The 17,489-nt window shown below is 44.8% G+C and carries 15 protein-coding genes; 5 read left to right on the top strand and 10 right to left on the bottom strand.

What is annotated here, in order from left to right; genetic code table 11:
* Positions 1 to 77: 77 nt before the first annotated feature.
* From BLT07_RS14645 to BLT07_RS14625, 5 genes are all read left to right on the top strand, one after another.
* A complete protein-coding gene (locus BLT07_RS14645) occupies positions 78 to 758 on the top strand; it encodes a PIG-L deacetylase family protein (protein WP_091870399.1) in 681 nt (226 codons plus the stop codon).
* A 107-nt stretch (positions 759 to 865) separates the two neighbouring features.
* On the top strand, positions 866 to 1,924 hold the full coding sequence (locus BLT07_RS14640; RefSeq protein ID WP_091870394.1) for a GNAT family N-acetyltransferase: 1,059 nt from the start codon (positions 866 to 868) through the stop codon (positions 1,922 to 1,924).
* Positions 1,848 to 3,170, top strand: coding sequence for a GNAT family N-acetyltransferase (locus BLT07_RS14635; RefSeq protein ID WP_091870390.1), 1,323 nt, complete (start codon positions 1,848 to 1,850; stop codon positions 3,168 to 3,170). The genes BLT07_RS14640 and BLT07_RS14635 overlap by 77 nt, the downstream gene beginning before the upstream one ends.
* 38 nt (positions 3,171 to 3,208) lie before the next feature.
* Positions 3,209 to 4,663, top strand: coding sequence for an MBOAT family O-acyltransferase (locus BLT07_RS14630; protein WP_091870387.1), 1,455 nt, complete (start codon positions 3,209 to 3,211; stop codon positions 4,661 to 4,663).
* A 1-nt stretch (position 4,664) separates the two neighbouring features.
* The gene (locus BLT07_RS14625; protein ID WP_091870383.1) at positions 4,665 to 5,636 is read left to right on the top strand and encodes an alginate O-acetyltransferase AlgX-related protein; all 972 of its coding nucleotides are present in this window, start codon (positions 4,665 to 4,667) and stop codon (positions 5,634 to 5,636) included.
* 55 nt (positions 5,637 to 5,691) lie between these two features.
* Here BLT07_RS14625 and BLT07_RS14620 read toward each other — a convergent pair whose 3' ends face one another.
* From BLT07_RS14620 to BLT07_RS14575, 10 genes are all read right to left on the bottom strand, one after another.
* Positions 5,692 to 6,873, bottom strand: coding sequence for an OmpA family protein (locus tag BLT07_RS14620; protein ID WP_091870379.1), 1,182 nt, complete (start codon positions 6,871 to 6,873; stop codon positions 5,692 to 5,694).
* 110 nt (positions 6,874 to 6,983) lie between these two features.
* Positions 6,984 to 7,307 carry a type II toxin-antitoxin system PemK/MazF family toxin gene (locus BLT07_RS14615; protein WP_091870374.1) on the bottom strand — a complete coding sequence of 108 codons (324 nt, stop codon included), beginning with the start codon at positions 7,305 to 7,307 and terminating at the stop codon, positions 6,984 to 6,986.
* A complete protein-coding gene (locus BLT07_RS14610; RefSeq protein ID WP_091870371.1) occupies positions 7,298 to 7,543 on the bottom strand; it encodes an AbrB/MazE/SpoVT family DNA-binding domain-containing protein in 246 nt (81 codons plus the stop codon). Before BLT07_RS14610 ends, BLT07_RS14615 begins: the two co-directional genes overlap by 10 nt.
* Positions 7,544 to 7,667: 124 nt before the next feature.
* Entirely contained in the window at positions 7,668 to 8,816 is a 1,149-nt protein-coding gene (bshA, locus tag BLT07_RS14605) for an N-acetyl-alpha-D-glucosaminyl L-malate synthase BshA (protein WP_091870366.1), read from the bottom strand.
* A 79-nt stretch (positions 8,817 to 8,895) separates the two neighbouring features.
* Entirely contained in the window at positions 8,896 to 11,808 is a 2,913-nt protein-coding gene (locus tag BLT07_RS14600; protein WP_091870361.1) for a serine hydrolase domain-containing protein, read from the bottom strand.
* 66 nt (positions 11,809 to 11,874) lie between these two features.
* Positions 11,875 to 12,357 carry an ABC transporter ATPase gene (locus BLT07_RS14595; protein WP_091870358.1) on the bottom strand — a complete coding sequence of 161 codons (483 nt, stop codon included), beginning with the start codon at positions 12,355 to 12,357 and terminating at the stop codon, positions 11,875 to 11,877.
* Positions 12,358 to 12,477: 120 nt separating this feature from the next.
* On the bottom strand, positions 12,478 to 13,257 hold the full coding sequence (locus BLT07_RS14590) for a (Fe-S)-binding protein (RefSeq protein ID WP_091871046.1): 780 nt from the start codon (positions 13,255 to 13,257) through the stop codon (positions 12,478 to 12,480).
* A 220-nt stretch (positions 13,258 to 13,477) separates the two neighbouring features.
* Positions 13,478 to 14,809 carry a 4Fe-4S dicluster domain-containing protein gene (locus BLT07_RS14585; protein WP_091870354.1) on the bottom strand — a complete coding sequence of 444 codons (1,332 nt, stop codon included), beginning with the start codon at positions 14,807 to 14,809 and terminating at the stop codon, positions 13,478 to 13,480.
* Between the two features lie 52 nt (positions 14,810 to 14,861).
* Complete coding sequence (locus tag BLT07_RS14580; RefSeq protein ID WP_091870350.1) at positions 14,862 to 15,845, bottom strand: MlaD family protein; 984 nt, start codon at positions 15,843 to 15,845, stop codon at positions 14,862 to 14,864.
* A gap of 249 nt (positions 15,846 to 16,094) precedes the next feature.
* Entirely contained in the window at positions 16,095 to 17,372 is a 1,278-nt protein-coding gene (locus tag BLT07_RS14575) for an N-acetylmuramoyl-L-alanine amidase family protein (RefSeq protein ID WP_091870346.1), read from the bottom strand.
* Between the last annotated feature and the right edge of the window lie 117 nt (positions 17,373 to 17,489).

The following is a 17,489-nucleotide window of genomic DNA, read 5'->3' as shown; positions in this document are numbered from 1 at the left end:
AAGTGCCAAGCGCCAAGTGCCAAAACATAGAATCCCGAACAAACTAACTGCTAACGTATCTTATACTAAATAAACAAATGCTTCAACTTTTCAACAAAATACTCGTAATTGCCGCACACCCCGATGATGAAATATTGGGTGTGGGCGGAACGATTCCGCAATTGGTCAAAATGGGCAAGCAGGTCGATGTGCTCATCTTTACCGATGGCAGCAGCACCCAATATTTTGACAATGACGCCATTTTAGAAGACAAGTTCCACGAGGCCAAAGCGGCCAACGATATTCTGGGGTCTAAGGTACTGCCCCGTGCCGACTTTCCGGATATGCGTTTGGACACCATTGCCCATGTGGATAAAAACATTGCATTGGGCAAGATAATTTCGGGAGGAGAATATGACACGGTCTTCGTACAGGATCGTACCGATATCAACAAAGACCACAACGAGCTTTTTGAAAGTACCTTGGTCGCCTGCAGGCCGTATCCGGGGCAAAAAGTGAGGCACTTATTGTCTTACTACGTCAATTCGTCGACAGAATGGGGCAACCTATTAAAGAAAGAACCCTTTAACCCTAGCGTGTTTATCGATATTTCGGAAACCATCGAAGATAAACTAAGGGCGATGGCGGAGTATACCACCGAAATTCGGGAATATCCGCACCCGCGAAGCATTGAAGCGCTTCGAAATTCGGCCAAGTATTTTGGCAATCTTGTGGGTACTGAATATGCGGAGCCGTTCTTTTTGGTGTATTCCATTTAATAACGGGAAAGCATTTCTTACAAATTCGGCTAGAATGAAAAGTTGTGTATAAAATCGCAAAAATTTTCTAAGTAAGGCTGTACTTTAGTCAATTAGAAGTTAACGGAATGATAGAAATTATAACGGATAGGGATGAATGGAACAGCTTTATGAAGCTGATCGGCCATTTTGACTTTTACTTTACCTATTATTATCACCTTCTGTCTAAAAAGGAGGGTGAAAGACCCATGCTCATAGCCTACAGGGAAATCGATACTCTAATTGCCCTGCCCCTATTAATACGTGATATAGAGGGCACCAGTTATAAAGATGCCACTTCGGTCTACGGGTATGCCGGTCCGCTGTGCAAGACCGAAGATAAAGACCCATCAGTTTTCGACAATTCAAGATTTAAAGCCGAACTACAGCGTTTTCTTATCGACAACAAGGTTGTTTCCCTGTTTACGCGATTGCATCCCTACGTCGATTACCAAGCGAACCTTTTAAAGAATATCGGTTGCATAAGCAGTCCCGGTTGCGTAGTGAACATCGACCTGACCCTACCGCTAGACCTCCAAAGGCAACAATACAACAGCCGTTTGAAAACCTATATAAACAAGGCCAGAAGGGTCTATGATATTGTGGAAGGAAAAAAAGAGGCCCAAATTGAGGAGTTTATCGAAATGTACTACGAAAATATGCGAAGGGTCGATGCCGACCCATACTATTTCTTCGAGAAACGATATTTCTACCAACTCATGATCAGTTCGAATTTTAAAGTAAAACTTTTACTGTGTTCCAGAAAAGATACTGGGGAATTGATCGGCGGTGCTATGTTTATCAAAACCGGTAACATTGTTCAATACCATCTATCGGGATGTAAGGAAGAGTACCTGCCCCTGAATCCCATTAAATTATTAATTGATGAGATGCGTGTAATCGCAACAGCTAAAAACTTCACCTATTTTAATCTTGGTGGTGGTCTCGGGGTCAGGGAAGATTCCCTTTTCCAGTTTAAGGCCTCCTTCTCCAAAGACCTCAAACCGGCGGGATTTTGGAAATATATCGTCAATAAAGAGGTCTACGACGATTTGGTTGCCCAGTCTAAAAATGGGGAAGAACACGAAGAACAAGGGGAAACGGACTTCTTCCCGGCCTATCGCCATAAACTCAAGACAGAGGCCTAACGACCGTATGTTGAACAATCCCTTTCTATCCGAAACCTTTACGGCCCTTTGGTCCGAACATTTCGCTTCCGAAAAATCGGGACGCCTATTTAGATTCCTGCCCTCCCTCGGGTTTACGAAAAATCGATTCTTTCCGCTGTATACCAATATCGGAAAAACCCTTACAAAGGGTATTAGTTACCGCCTTGATCCAAAAAATTCGGACGATTATAAAAAAAAAGCCTTCCTTATTTATGATGTGCCCAACTATTTTGAGGTAAATACGGAGACCTACGGCACTGATCTAGGCTTGTATCGCAGCACCCAATACCCCGGCTATCTGATCGATCTTAAAAACTTCAAAACGACCAACGATTATCTAGCTACTGGTTTTAGCAAGAGCAGTAGGTACAAACTAAAGAAATATAAAAAACGCTTTGAAACCTCTTTCGATGTACGTTATGTCATGTACCGTGGCGAAATGGACAGGGAAACCTACGATTACATCTTCCAGAGTTTTCGGAAATTGCTCGAAAAACGCTTTGACGACAAGCAAATCACCAATAACAACCTAGATCCGAACGAGTGGTCATTTTATCATGAGGTCACGTATCCTATGCTTTTGGAAGGCAAGGCTTCGTTGTTCGTTATCTATAATGGGGATAATCCGATCGGGGTTACCCTAAACTTTTTTTCCGAGGATATTCTTTTCGATGCCATCACCGTTTTCGATATCGATTATGCAAAGTTCCATTTGGGATCGATCACAATTATGGGATTGTTGGACTGGTGCCTAGAAAACCACCTAAAGATTTTCGACTTCTCAAAAGGATATTTCGACTATAAAACCCGATGGGCCACAACCACTTACGATTTTGAATATCATATCTATTTCGATACCAAATCGATACGTGCCAGGACTATTGCCATTGTATTGAAAAAATTCTTTGACCTTAAACAAAGGTTTCGGGAAAAGAACGTCAACGATCAACTCCACCGAATAACCTACCGATTTAAAAATAAAACCCCCAAACCCCTTCTGAACAGAAGTTATGCCTTTGCCGAATTAGGCGACGACGAACCCATGAACGCCGTAGACAAAATAGTCTTGGACGCCCCTGAGAACTGCGATGTACGAATGTTGGTCTTCGAATACCTCTACCTCAACGATGGCCATTATCGGGACATTCAGATATATACCTCAGAAAAAAGCGATCATTATTATTTAATTTGTAAGACTAAACGGGTTTTGGCGACGTTACACTAAGTGGTACGCCAATTATCAATCCATAAACCCAATTAAAATTGCTATTTAATTCTCTTGAATTTTTACTGTTTCTACCGATAGTTTTCGTGCTGTACTGGTTCGTCTTCAAAAAGAGCCTACGTCTTCAGAACTTGTTGGTAATCGTTGCCAGCTATGTTTTTTATGGTTGGTGGGACTGGCGCTTTCTCTTTCTAATCGCGTTTAGTACGCTTCTCGATTTCTATGTGGCACAGTACATCCATACAAATCGTGACGACAAAAAAAAAGCGAAATATTGGCTTTGGGTCAGCATTATCTGTAACGTGGGCCTGTTGGGCTTTTTCAAGTATTATAATTTTTTTATCGACTCGTTCGTCGACGCTTTCGCAACGATGGGCTACCAGATCAAAAGTGTATGGACGCTGCGTATCATCCTGCCCGTAGGTATTTCTTTCTATACCTTTCAGACGATGTCGTATTCGTTCGACATTTACTACAAAAAACTCGAGCCGACGAGAAATTTCGTGGCCTTCGCCGCCTTCGTTGCTTTTTTCCCGCAATTGGTCGCCGGGCCTATTGAAAGAGCATCGAATTTATTGGGACAAATCAATTCCCGAAGAACGTTCACCTATGCCCAGGCCTCAAGTGGACTTCAACTCATTCTTTGGGGCTTTTTCAAAAAAATGGTCATCGCCGATTCGCTGGCGCCCATTGTGGATGATATTTTTGAAAATTATACCGACTATCCGGCCTCAACACTGATTTTAGGAGTCTGTCTGTTCAGCTTTCAGGTATACGGAGATTTTAGCGGCTATACCGACATCGCCATCGGTACCGCCAAATTGTTCGGTATCGAACTGATGTCAAACTTCAAATTCCCTAATTTTTCCAGGAATATCGCGGAGTATTGGCAGAGATGGCACATTTCGCTCTCCACTTGGTTTCGGCATTACCTCTATATTCCCCTCGGGGGATCACGGGTGGGCAAACTGAAATCTATCCGGAATATCTGTATTATTTTTTTGGTCAGCGGCCTTTGGCACGGTGCCAATTGGACTTTCGTATTTTGGGGCGGCCTACATGCCTTGCTGTACATCCCCGTATTTTTGATGGGAAGAAACCGGTTGTATTCGGATAATGTCATCGGCGAACGTACGTGGCTGCCTACCCTGACCGAAATCTTTCAGGTGCTGCTCACCTTTTCGTTGGTCACTTTTTCAAGGATCTTTTTCCGGTCGCCTTCTATAAGCGCGGCTTTTGACTATATCCATCGCATTGCAACGGATTTTCGTTACGAACCCTACGTGCATCCCATGGGGTATCGCATGCTCGATTTTTTTATATTAATCGGTGTGTTTACTTTGTACGAATATCTGATCCGGAAAGACGAACGCAGTCCTTTTAAATTTAAATATCGGGCGGTACGACTGTTGTTGTACGCTCTCGTGGTTTTAGGTATCTTATTGTTCTACGACGATGGTGTTAATCGCTCGTTCATTTATTTTCAGTTTTAAAATGAAAAAATTTCTTTTAAAATCAGTGCTTTACATCTTCTTGATCCTTCTTTTACTGGAAGGTATCGTGAGGGCGCTACACCTTTACACCGAAGACCCGCCAAGGTTTATCGATGAATACGGCGTGGAGAAAAGGGTTCCGGAACACACGGGCTATGCAGTAACAGGAAACCGGAACCAGAATTTCTCGGAATTTCATATCAATAAAGCGGGGTTCAATTCGCATAGGGAATTCGAGCCGAGTAAAGACAAGTTCGAGGTAGCGTTGATAGGCGATTCGTTTATCGAAGGCTTCCATCAAGATTATACAAGTTCTACCGCCATACGCATCGAAGAAAAGATACCAGGCATAGAAGTATACAAATACGGGTACGCGGGCTATGATTTTGCCAACCAAATACATTTGGTTCACGCCTATAGAAAAGATTTTGAGCTCATCGATGAAATTATCCTTTACTTGAACTACGAGAATGATTTGGGCCGCGGCCAATACGAACCGAACCGTGCCCGTATCGATATGCTATCCTCTACCCTATTCAAAATTCGTGATAACATCAAGCTTTTGGCCTACGGTTCTAAAATCGGAATTATCGAGCCCCTGAAAAAATTGGCGCAGGGTGGTAATGCTTTTGCCAATACGGAAGGTGCCTACCAAACCAATACGTTGAGCGAGGAAGATGAAGAGGCCAAAAAAAGTGCGGAAGACGATAAACGTATCGCCAACTTTAAAAGACTTATCGACTTTTATGGCCTAGACAAAAGCAAGACCGCCCTTCTTTTGGACAGTAGAAAGACCAGTCCCCGGTTTTTAGATTTTTTGGATGAAAATGGCATCCGTTATATCGATTTCGCCCAAAGTTTTGCAACATCCAAAGTATCGACCAACCTCATCTACGACCGCCATTGGAACGCCCATGGCCGGGAATTGATTTCCGAAGAGATTGCGGACTACATCAAATCGGTTAGAAAGTGATTATGGCTTGCACGTCACCGACAGTCCCCAAGCTTCGCGTTTCCTGAAGGAGTACTCAAAACTTCAATACCTTAAACTCCGACCTTCGGTTGATTTTGTGTTTCTCTTCGGGACAATAGGTAGTGTCATCACACTCGTTGAGCAGATTTTCTTCGCCGTATGCCTCTGGTTGCAGTCGTTCGGCAGCGATGCCTTGTTGAATCAAATAGCCCACCGTGCGCTCGACCCGTTTTCTTGAAAGCCAATCGTTATAGGTCGACGTACCCCGTGAATCGGTATAGGAGCTCACCTTCAACACTATACCGTCGTTTTCCTTTAATAGCACCGTTAGCGCATCTAAAATGGATTTGGACTGGGTATCAAGGTACGAGGAATTCAGGGCAAAATAAACCAAGCCCAAAGCATCGATTTCATCCTCGATTTGCCGTTTTCTTCGGTTTTCGGCGTCTTGCCTTGCCTTTTCGGCAGCGGCCAATTGGGCAGCTTCCTTTTCTTGTGCCAATCGCTCGGCCAAGGCAGTGGCGGCCTTCTCCCGATCGGCTGCGGCAATGGAATCCATTTGCTGTTGTTTTTCCGCTTGCAAGGCTTGGTTCAGGGCCAATTTTTCTTCACCCTTTTTAGACAATCCCTTTTCGATTCCGAACCGATAGACCACGCCGGCAGCATGTTGCAGGTGGTTACTAGCCTTGCTAATATCCATGGCCCATTTGCCGGAAGAACTTAAATCGAGTCCCCATCGGTCTGAAAACCAGGTTCGAAAGCCGATGATGGCATTGTAAGTGCCCCTAGGCTGATTATTCGCCTTTGTATATCCTAGTCCTACGCCCACATAAGGGTCGAACCAGGCCGTTTCTCCAATAATCTTGTTCAGGTCGTATGATAAGCGGGCATCAAGACCGAAATAATTGGTTGCTTCGAGGTTGGTAACCCCATCGATTAATTTACCGACCTTATATTTGTTATAGGTAGCAATACCTTCGACGCCGATTCCACTTTTGAAATACCTACCGATGCTTACTCGGGATGGAAAGGCGACCGTGTTCCATTGGTCATCGAACGAAAACAACTCGTCTAGCATATCACCGGAATCGTCGACAAAGTTGTACCCGAGACCGATCATCCATGAACTTTCTACGATGCTATCTTTGGAAGTAAGCTGTAGTTCTTCTTCTTGAGAGCATACGGAATTGTAGGAAAGACATGCACAACAGAGCACAAATAGCGCAAAATGTTTCATAGGTGTAAGATTTGGGTGTTCTTACTACAAAGAAACGGGGAAGAGGACTTCCTTTCAAAAAAAACCCTCTGAACGGTAGGAATTTTCGTTGCATTGCATGAAACGTAAATTTAATCCACGAACATTTCTCTAATTACATCCTTGCAATTTTGCATTTCAGTTTTGGTCAATCGGTCAAACCTTTTCAAAATTCTTGATTTGTCAATGGTCCGTATTTGATCCATTGTAACCATTCCATTTTTATTGTTGTATTTGACCGCAACTCTGGAAGGATACTTTTTTAAATTAGTTGTCATGGGAGCGACAACAATCGTATTTAAATATTTGTTCATTTCATTTGGTGAAATGATTACGCAAGGTCTGATTTTTTTCATTTCACTACCTTTTGTTGGGTCAAGATTTACGAGTACAATTGAGTATTGGTTTAATTCCATTCCTCAAAATTTTCATCCTCGAATACATCATCGAACATCAAGCGGTCATCATTGTTTTCGTGCATTTTTTCAAACGCTTTTCCCCAGTTTTTTCTTGGGCTGTCAATTGGTTTTAAAATTATTCGCCCTTTTTCTAAAATCAGCTCGACTTTGTCTTTTATATTATACTTTTCTAAAATGGTTTTACTCAGGCGCAAACCTTTTGAATTTCCAATTTGGATAATTGATATTTCCATAACTCTATATTTTTGTAATTACAAAGTTATTATATTTATCTCAACGTACAAGTTTTTTTGTATTAGTGGCAAAATCATAGCCAAGGAACATTCTTCGGTTTTTCGGTATCTGGCACCCTAGTTTTCAGCGGTCGTACACTTTATTAAAACGGCCTTTATACGCCTTTTCGTATATGGCCTCATAAAGCGGTACTATTTTACGGATATCAAATCGTTGGGCCGAGACCACCGCGTTTTCCTTGAATTTTTCCAGGACAGCATCGTCGCTCAATATCTTCAGTGCATTTTTGGCCATATCGTCTACGTCGCCTACATCGCTCAAAAACCCCGTTATACCCTCTTCGTTCACTTCGGGAATTCCCCCTGTATTACTGGAAATCACGGGTACCTTGTTGATCATTGCCTCCAAAGCGGCCAAACCGAAACTTTCAGATTCGGAAGGCAGCAAAAACAGATCGGAGAAGCAAAGTATTCTATCTATTTCGTTGCTGTTGCCCAAGAATAGTACTTTTTCGGAGATTCCCAGTTTTTTGCACAGGTTCTCTGCGTTTTCCCGTTCGGGCCCCTCGCCTACCATAACCAGTTTTGCGGGGATTTTTTGCTGAATTCTGTAAAATACTTCCACCACATCGGGAATGCGCTTTACCTTCCGGAAATTACTGATATGGGTCACAATTTTTTCGTCGTCATCTGCCATCAATGAACGTTGGCAATCGGTGTAAGAGGAGCTGTATTTTTTGCTGTCGATAAAATTTGGCACCACCTCGATTTCCTTTTTAATGTCAAAAAACTCCAAGGTACGCTGCTTTAGGTTTTCCGATACCGAGGTAACCACGTCCGATTGGTTGATACTAAAGGTCACTGCAGGCTTATAAAAAGGATGCTTGCCGACCAATGTAATGTCGGTGCCGTGAAGCGTAGTGATCATCGGTACGTAAATGCCCTCCTCCTCCAACATTTTCTTGGCCATATAGCCCGCATAGGCATGGGGAATGGCATAATGCACGTGCAACAGGTCGATATCGTGCAATTTGATGGTGTCGACCAGTTTGCTCGACAGGGCCAGCTCGTAGGGCTGATAATGAAACAAGGGATATTCCGGCACATGTACCTCGTGAAAATGGATGCGGTTGCTCAATAATTCGAGCCGAACCGGCTGGCGATACGTCACAAAATGAACCTCATGCCCCCTATTCGCAAGGGCAATGCCCAATTCTGTAGCCACCACGCCACTACCCCCAAAAGTCGGGTAACATACTATTGCTATCTTCATCCGTCAAAGTTAGGGAAAAGCGGGCAAATTCAAATTCAAAAACCGAACGTAAATTCAAACGCCAAACACCAACTCAACCTCAGTTAACAATCGCCTCGTAAATCTTTTCCTGAATTCGTGTTCGCAGTCCTGACTTGATCAAGAGGGTGTTGGAAGCAGTGGGGTAGGTTCGGTTAGACAGAAAGACGTAAACAATTTCCTCTTCGGGATCCGCCCAAGTGTAGGTGCCCGTAAAACCACTATGGCCAAAGCTTTTTCGGGAAACGCAACCGCAGGTATTTCCCTTACCTTCCAGCTCGGGCTTGTCAAAGCCGACGCCCCGCCGCACATTGTTCTTACAGAAGTAACAGGTATTGAATTTTTTAATGGTTCTGGAATCCAAAAAACGGGTCCCGCCGTAATAGCCTTCTTGTAAGTACATCTGCATAATCTTGGCAACATCGCCGGCCGTACTGAAAAGGCCTGCGTGCCCGCCTACCCCACCTTGCATGGCGGCGCCCATGTCGTGTACATAGCCTTGAACCCGCTGGTACCGATAGTAATTATCCTCCTCGGTGGGCACTATCCTGTTCAGGGGGAATTTTTCCAAGGGATTATAGCTCGTGTTATAAGCCCCGATGGGCCCGTACAGAAAATCACTGGCCAATTTGTCCAATGGGCGCTTTTTCTTGGCTTCGATGTATTCTTTCATGACGTAATACGCAACATCACTGTAGCGGTACCGGTTCGATTTGAGGTCTTGTCGGCCTATGCGATCGTAAATGGAATCTTTATAGGCATCGGTCAGATACAGCTTATCGGTTACCTTGATATGAAAACCGTCCATCGGCGCCTCGCGATAAAATTCTTCGGAGGGTTTTCGGTCTTTGTTCAACGTATCCACATAAAAGGCGATCCATGCGGGCAGCCGGCCATAATGGGAAAGGGCTTTTAGTACGGTTACATTTTTTAATTCGGTATCGGCATATTCCGGTAAAAGCTCCTGAAATGTATTGTTTAGCGCAATATCGCCCTCCTCGTCCATTTTCATGACCATGGGCAGGGTGGCCAAAATTTTGGTGACCGAGGCCAGGTCGTAGATACTTTCTGTGGTAATACTGTCTTCGGAGTCGTAGGTCGGTTTGCCGAAGGCTTTGTTATAGACCACCTTGCCCCTGCGCGCTATCAATACCTGTGCCCCCGGGAACATCAACGAATCGAGGCCGTGCTGAACCAAGGAATCCACTAGGGCCAATTTTTGCGCATCGAGTCCGACACGCTCAGGATAGCTATACCCCAATCGCAGCAACGAATTTATTTTCAACTGCCGGTTTACCGGAAACTCCCGATGTGCCGTTACGGGAAGTTTACCTTTGGCAGGTATGGCGCCAAAAATCAGCTGTGCCGTCTTCTCCTGCGCCAGTTTACTATTTTGATACGCCACCACTACCCCGTCGATACTTTGAAAGGATGGAATATCCATGAGCGCATACGGCTTGGCGAATACCGAAAGGATGAGGTTTGAACTGCGTTGGGCGGCAATTTCTTCGAGCCATTGCAGCTCTTTTTCGGAGAATTTATAAGGCTTCCACGGACTCTCGTTGCTTTTGTGGTATCCGATAATCACCAAGTTATAATCCTTCAGTTTATCCTTTAGGGTAGCGATATCCTTTCCATTAATTTGGGTGACCTCGGCGTATTTATTCAAGGTTTCGAAAAAAGCGTCACTCTCGGCATCACCGAATTTGACGTAGGCGATCTTTTTATTTTCCAGATTCTTGATACCCATTAAATAGTAGTCGTTCTTGACCACCGTGATCGCATTTTCGATAGCATCTTCATAGATTAGGTCATCTTTACGGCTGTTCAGATCTTCGTAGAGATTTTCGAGTTCCACAGATTTGTAATGGTTCAGCCCTACCTTATATTTGGCTTGAAGAATTTTTTTTACGGATTCGGACAGGCGTTCCTCGGAAATTTTGCCCTTATCGTAGGCCTTGGCCAGTTTATCCTTGGCTTTTTTAAAATCCAAAGGCATTAATAGGATGTCGTTTCCGGCCATAAATGCTGCCAGCTCGGCATCCCCGTTTTTTCCATGATCGGTTACGCCTTTCATATTGAGGGCATCGGTAAAGACGAGACCCTGAAAACCCATTTCCTCTTTTAGCACCCCGGATATGATCTGTTCGGATAAAGATGAGGGAAGTCCTTCTTTAATTTCTAAAGCGGGAACTTCCAAATGTCCGACCATAACGCTGCTCAAACCATTTTCTATTAAACGCTTAAAAGGATAAAGCTCGACACTGTCCAAACGCGCCCGATTGAAATTGAGTATGGGTAACGCCTTATGGGAATCTGTTTCGGTATCGCCATGGCCGGGAAAATGTTTGCCGCTGGACAAAACGCCCGCACTTTCCATGCCCTTCATAAAAGCGATGCCCTTGTTGGAGACATTTTCGCGATCCTCCCCAAAAGATCGGTTTCCGATGATGGGATTATTCGGATTGGTATTGATGTCGATATCCGGGGCGAAGTTGATATGAACGCCCAAACGTTTGGCATGTTCGCCGATCCGCCGGCCCACATCCTGAACGATCGTATTGTCGGTAATCGCCCCCAAGGTCATGTTCCAGGGAAAGGAATAGGTGGAATCAAGCCGCATGGAGAGTCCCCATTCCGCATCCATACCTATCAATAACGGCAATTTTGAGGCGGATTGAAACCGGTTTGTCAGTTTGGCCTGTCGCACAGGACCCCCGGTAGAGAATATGACCCCGCCGATATACTGATCCTTTATAAGCGATTCAACCTGATCGATAGCCGCAGCGCCTTGATCGGAAGCGATCATCACCATGAACAATTGCCCCAGTTTTTCGTCTAGGGACATCGCATCGTATCGGGAATCGACCCAATTTTGCTGGTCAACGCTGTCCCTTGTTACCAAGGGGTTTTTCTGGGCATTGGCGAACGTAAAAGTTAGAAGAAGTAAAGGGAAAATTTGGTAAAAACGCATAGTATTAGAATGGTCTATGAGGATAACAGAAAACCGATAGGATTATTGCATTTCATCGGATCTTCCTTACATAAATCGTCCATGCCAACTCTCGGAGGCGGGAACTTCCCAGTGTTCCTCATATTCCTGTTTGTTATTGACCAGATTGTTAAAAACAACGGTGTTCTTGGATACCGCTTTCTGCTTCGCCATTTTTTTGAAATCACTTAGCGTTTTATAGGCGATATATTCGCCCTGTTTATAGGATACGTTCATTTTATCCAACAATTGTACATCGTATTTCTTTTCCAAATGCTGGATAAAATGTACCGAAGCATCTATGGAGCAGCCCGAGGCCGCGGTTTGCGATTGATCAAGGGCGATAACAATGAACCGCTTGTAACGGATTTCGTAGCCTGCTTTCAGGTTACTGCCGTGGGCCGTCCAGTCTTTTAAGAAGGCATCCATTTCACTTTGGATTTCCTCCAGTTCATCGGATGTAAAACTGCGATCCGCCTGATAGATCCAAATTCGTGAGGTTTCGGGTAAGGTGTTGAAGTCTGTTAGCATGGGATAAAGTTTATGAGCTCGCCTGCCGAAAGGGAAGGTTTATTGCTTGATGAGTTTAGTTTTGTAGCTACTAACTACTGTTTCCGAAGTACTGCCATTGCGAATTGCAACTGCAAACTTTCAAAGATTTTCTGCCGAGGCGATAAGCTCCGCGATATCCATAACAGCGATAGAGGCTTCCTTTTCTTTGTTCTTTACGCCGTCGGTCATCATAGTGTTGCAGAAGGGACAGGCGGCGGCGATGATTTCGGGCTGGACATCTATAGCTTGTTCGGTACGGGCGATATTGATGTCCTTATCCCCTTTTTCAGGTTCCTTGAACATTTGTGCCCCTCCCGCGCCGCAACAGAGTCCCCGTTGTTTGCAGCTTTTCATTTCCACGAGTTCGGCATCCAACTTTCGGATGAGTTCTCTTGGGGCTTCGTACACTTGATTACCGCGGCCGAGGTAACAAGGGTCGTGGTAGGTGATGCGCTTTCCCTTGTACTTTCCGCCTTCCAAAGAAATTTTGCCCTCCTCCAATAACTGCCTTAAAAATTGGGTATGGTGCACCACTTCGTAATTGCCGCCCAAACCGGGATATTCGTTCTTGATGGTATTGAAACAATGGGGACAAGCGGTCACCACTTTTTTCACCTCATAGCCGTTCAGCACCTCAATATTGGTCATGGCCTGCATCTGGAACAGAAATTCGTTGCCGGCCCTTTTTGCCGGGTCTCCCGTACAACTTTCCTCGGTTCCCAAAACGGCAAAGGAAACGCCTGCCTTGTTCAAAATCTGTACAAAAGCCTTCGTAATCTTCTTGGCCCTATCGTCAAAACTTCCCGCACAGCCCACCCAAAAAAGGATTTCGGGTGGCTTGCCAGCGGCAAAAAGCTCGGCCATAGTAGGGACTTTCATTTGTTTTTCGCTCAAGGTTGAAAGGGGTTTATTGGTTTATGAGTTTATTTGTTTATATGATGCTAAATGGTCAATCATGTTAAATGAGCAGCTGTCGGGCAATGGTTTCAAGGTTAAAATGTGCCTACGGAGGTTCAAGATCCGTAAAAAAAGCTAATTTTTCTAAACTTCTAAACCTTATAAACTCATAAACTATTTTAAATTGCAACTATCAACTCCTCTATTTCCCTTCCGCCCAATTCAATCGGTCCATTTGATTAAACGGCCAGGGGGCACCGTTGTTCTCCAGATTTCCCATCATATTATTCAAGTCCGTTGGGGCGGCGGATTGTTCCATAACCAAGTATTGGCGCATATCCATGATGATGGATAAGGGGTCAATGCTGACGGGACAAGCCTGTACACAGGCGTTGCACGTGGTACAGGCCCAGAGTTCCTCCGGGGTGATATAATCGTTTAATAACTGTTTGCCATCGGCTACAAATTGGCCTTTGTTCGCGGCTATATTTTTTCCCACGGCTTCCAACCTATCCCTTGTATCCATCATTATTTTTCTAGGGGACAATTTTTTGCCGGTTTGATTGGCGGGACATTCGTCGGTACAGCGGCCGCATTCCGTACAGGTGTAGGCACTCAACAATTGTACCCAGCTCAGATCCATCACATCGGACGCCCCGAATTTTTCCGGTTCTGCTTCCTCCTCGCCTTCCGCAGGTGCGGCAAAAGGATCCGCCGAGGGGTCCAACATTAATTTTACCTCTTGGGTTACCGCATCGAGGTTCCTGAATTGGCCTTGGGGCTTCAACCTTCCAAAATAGGTGTTCGGAAAAGCCAAAAGAATATGCAGATGCTTGGAAAAATACAGATAGTTCAAAAAGAACAGAATACCCGCAATGTGTAACCACCAAGCGGTACGTTCGACCAGAATAAGGCTTGAAACGGACATTCCATCAAAAAACGATCCGATAAACTGGCTGATCGGAAAAACACCCGCCTGGGTATAGTGTGCCACATCCATTTGTTGCAACCGATAGTCGGCCCCGTTCATCGTCAGGAACAATACCATCAAAACGACCTCGATATATAAGATCAGGTTAGCATCCGTCTTCGGCCAGCCCTTCATTTCCGGCTTTATAAAGCGTCGTAATCGGATGATATTCCTTCGTATCCAAAAAAGCATCACCGCAACAATGACCAAAAACGCCAGTATCTCAAAGGAGGCAATCAACACATCATATATCGCGCCCAAAGGTGCAAAAATACGATGGGTGCCGAATATGCCATCGATAATGATTTCCAGCACCTCAATATTTATTATGATAAAGCCCAAATAAACAATAACGTGAAGAGCGCCTGCAATCGGCCGGACCACCATTTTGGTCTGCCCCAACGCTATTTTCGCCATGTTTTTCCAGCGTTGGGCAGGGTTGTCGGAAACGTCAACCTCCTTTCCCAACTTGATGTTCTTCCGCAGCCGCGCTACGTTTCGGGCGAAATATCCGATGCCGGCGACCAGCAAGATGATAAATAAAATGTTAGGAAGGTATAACATGTGCTTTTTTTACTTATCACTTTTCATTTATCACTTTTCACTTATCCCTTCCCTACTGCTCATTCCCGACGGGTTCTGTTGATTCGATTGCCGGGTCATCTTCAGGCACCTCATATTCCTTTTGCTTTTTGCCGAACACCGAAACGTTTACGTAGCGTTTAGGGTTCAGGCGCAAGTCTTGCAATAACAGGTCAAGCTCCCTTGAGGCACTATTGAGGTTGGTATAGAGCTTTTCATCGTTGAGCAATTTTCCCAAAGTACCGTCGCCACTGTTCATTCGAGCCATGAGGTCATCCAGATTGGACACGGCGGACTCCAGCCCGGCCAAAGTACGGTTCAATCCCGAATTGTTGAGTGAATCGGCCAACTTGGAGAAATTCGCGGTCAATTCCTCAAAATTATCTAGCGAATTCCCAATTTTTTCTTCATTATTATTTAAAATACGATTGAGGGCGTCAGCACTTTTCTGGAAACTGGCCACCGTACTGTTAAGGCCGGCAAGCGTTTCGCGCAGATCTTTCTTTGCACGGGTATCCAACACCTCATTGACGTTCATCAACAAGGAATCCGCATTGGTAACCGCCCCCTCGACCTTTTTTTGCAATGGGGTCAATTGGGTTTGCAGCAACTGGGTAAGGCCAGGCTGTATCCTGCTGTTCAACGTATCCCCCGATTTTGCAAGGGCTGCTCCATCTTGCACCGGTTTGATTTGAATGCCCTTTCCTCCGATGATACCCGTATCGTAAAGTTCAGCGGGACTATTTTCGGAAAAACCGAAATCGTTCTTAACGGAAAATGTAACCACCAGATTACCACTACTATCCTTAAATTTAATTGCGTTAACATTACCGACCACCAGACCGTTAATGGTTACCGGCGTGCCCGTTTGCAAGCCTCCTACGTCTTTATAAACGGCATAAAACGTTTTACCATCCTCGAACAAAGGAGAGGATTTCAAATAGCTAAAGCCCAATATAAACAACAGAATGCCGCCTACGACGATGATACCTGTCTTGATTTGCCTGGATATTTTCAAATGGATGTATTTTGAGTGGTTACAAAATTAGAAATAAAAAACGGAAGCGTCCCGGTAATCTGCCTTCACTACAAATATAGTGGGAAATATCGTAGGGATCGCCATGCACTGTACGCTGGACGCCATTCGCCGTACGCCGTGCGCCATTCGCTGGACGCCATTCGCCATTCGCTGTACGCGCTGTGGTTGTTCTTACTGCCATCGGTCAAATAGCACAGCGCAAAGCGAATTGCGATATGCCCAAAGCCATCACTCCCCCGAAATATATTTTTTGCTCTCCTTGAACGTTATCCGTTCCCCATTGCGATACACTGTTATAAAGGAAGTCGGATAGCCTTTCCTATCTGCGTTGGATTTCAGCATTTTGGCCTCTCGCAAAGATGGTGTACTTCCATAAACATAGCGATACAGGTTCTTGATAGGTTCTTTGGCCACATCGTTCAGGCCATTGAACGATTCGGGGCGCAATGGAAAATCTTTGGCACTGGCCATTATCTGTACTTTATAAATAATCTTTTCTTTGGTATTCGCTGATTCCTTTTTTTTGGAATCGACCGGCTTCGCGGAAACTTCAGTATCCACACTCGCCACCACCTCCTCCGTCTTTTCTTTGCCGGATTTTGAGGTCCCTTTTGACTTTCTTCCAGCGTCTTCGATGACCTGCGCGGTTTCTTTGGGAGCTTCAGTAACTGCTTCGACTCCTAAATCCGCCATGTTGGCCATCACATCCTTCTTGTAGGTCAACACCGCTTCCGCGATTGCGGTACCCATTTGGGATTGTCCCTTTTTGGAATTCAGGTAGGCACCCTCTTCCTTATTGGTGAGAAATCCAGTCTCCACCAATACACTGGGCATAACTGTTTGGTGCAGCACGATAAAACCCGCTTGTTTCACTTTTCTGTCGACGCGGTTGAGTTTGTTTGAAAAATTATCCTGTATATCCTTTGCCAAAGCGACACTTTGATCCAAGAACTCTTCTTGCATAATCGTCAGCCCGATAACGGATTCCGGAGAATTGATATCGTAATCCGCATAGCGACTTTTATAGTCATCCTCCAAATAGATCACGGAGTTTTCTTTCTTGGCAATCTCAAAATTTTGTTTGTTCGCATGCAGGCCCAATACAAAGGTACCCGCGCCATGGGCTTGTGAGGTATGGGAGTCGCAATGTACAGAAACGAACAGGTCCGCATCGGCCTTGTTGGCAATCTCGCCCCTGACGTAAAGGTCGACGAAAGTATCGTCTTTTCGCGTGTAGATGACCTTGATATCGGGGTTTTTTTCCAACAGCGCACCGGCTTTCAGCACGATGTTGAGGGCAATATTCTTCTCGTAATACCCATTGCCCAAGTTTCCGGGATCGTGACCACCATGGCCTGCATCGAGCACGATCGTGAATTTATCATCGACGGGTATCTTATCACCATTCGTATGAAAAGAGGTCAGCAGTAGACCGAGCAAAATAGAACACAAGAACCAAATAAACCTTTTGGAACCTACGTTTGTACCCTGTTTCAATGCCTTCATTTTTGGTTAAATTTGTGGTAACTCCCTATAAAGGGAACAAAAAATATATGTAAGTTTGGGCTTTGTTATCTATGGGCCGCTAGCTATTATAACGAAAACGCCGAGCCAAACGGTTAC

This window comes from Pricia antarctica (assembly GCF_900101815.1).
Taxonomy (GTDB): domain Bacteria; phylum Bacteroidota; class Bacteroidia; order Flavobacteriales; family Flavobacteriaceae; genus Pricia; species Pricia antarctica.
The sequence above is the reverse complement of the archived record's forward strand: the minus strand, read 5'-3'. Positions and strand labels throughout refer to the sequence as shown.

What these genes read in the sequence shown, in the direction of transcription:
- BLT07_RS14645 (WP_091870399.1), top strand. Translation starts at nt 78, where the DNA reads ATGCTTCAACTTTTCAACAAAATACTCGTAATTGCCGCACACCCCGAT.
- BLT07_RS14640 (WP_091870394.1), top strand. Translation starts at nt 866, where the DNA reads ATGATAGAAATTATAACGGATAGGGATGAATGGAACAGCTTTATGAAG.
- BLT07_RS14635 (WP_091870390.1), top strand. Translation starts at nt 1,848, where the DNA reads ATGGGGAAGAACACGAAGAACAAGGGGAAACGGACTTCTTCCCGGCCT.
- BLT07_RS14625 (WP_091870383.1), top strand. Translation starts at nt 4,665, where the DNA reads ATGAAAAAATTTCTTTTAAAATCAGTGCTTTACATCTTCTTGATCCTT.
- BLT07_RS14620 (WP_091870379.1), bottom strand. Translation starts at nt 6,873, where the DNA reads ATGAAACATTTTGCGCTATTTGTGCTCTGTTGTGCATGTCTTTCCTAC.
- BLT07_RS14615 (WP_091870374.1), bottom strand. Translation starts at nt 7,307, where the DNA reads ATGGAATTAAACCAATACTCAATTGTACTCGTAAATCTTGACCCAACA.
- BLT07_RS14610 (WP_091870371.1), bottom strand. Translation starts at nt 7,543, where the DNA reads ATGGAAATATCAATTATCCAAATTGGAAATTCAAAAGGTTTGCGCCTG.
- bshA (WP_091870366.1), bottom strand. Translation starts at nt 8,816, where the DNA reads ATGAAGATAGCAATAGTATGTTACCCGACTTTTGGGGGTAGTGGCGTG.
- BLT07_RS14600 (WP_091870361.1), bottom strand. Translation starts at nt 11,808, where the DNA reads ATGCGTTTTTACCAAATTTTCCCTTTACTTCTTCTAACTTTTACGTTC.
- BLT07_RS14595 (WP_091870358.1), bottom strand. Translation starts at nt 12,357, where the DNA reads ATGCTAACAGACTTCAACACCTTACCCGAAACCTCACGAATTTGGATC.
- BLT07_RS14590 (WP_091871046.1), bottom strand. Translation starts at nt 13,257, where the DNA reads ATGAAAGTCCCTACTATGGCCGAGCTTTTTGCCGCTGGCAAGCCACCC.
- BLT07_RS14585 (WP_091870354.1), bottom strand. Translation starts at nt 14,809, where the DNA reads ATGTTATACCTTCCTAACATTTTATTTATCATCTTGCTGGTCGCCGGC.
- BLT07_RS14575 (WP_091870346.1), bottom strand. Translation starts at nt 17,372, where the DNA reads ATGAAGGCATTGAAACAGGGTACAAACGTAGGTTCCAAAAGGTTTATT.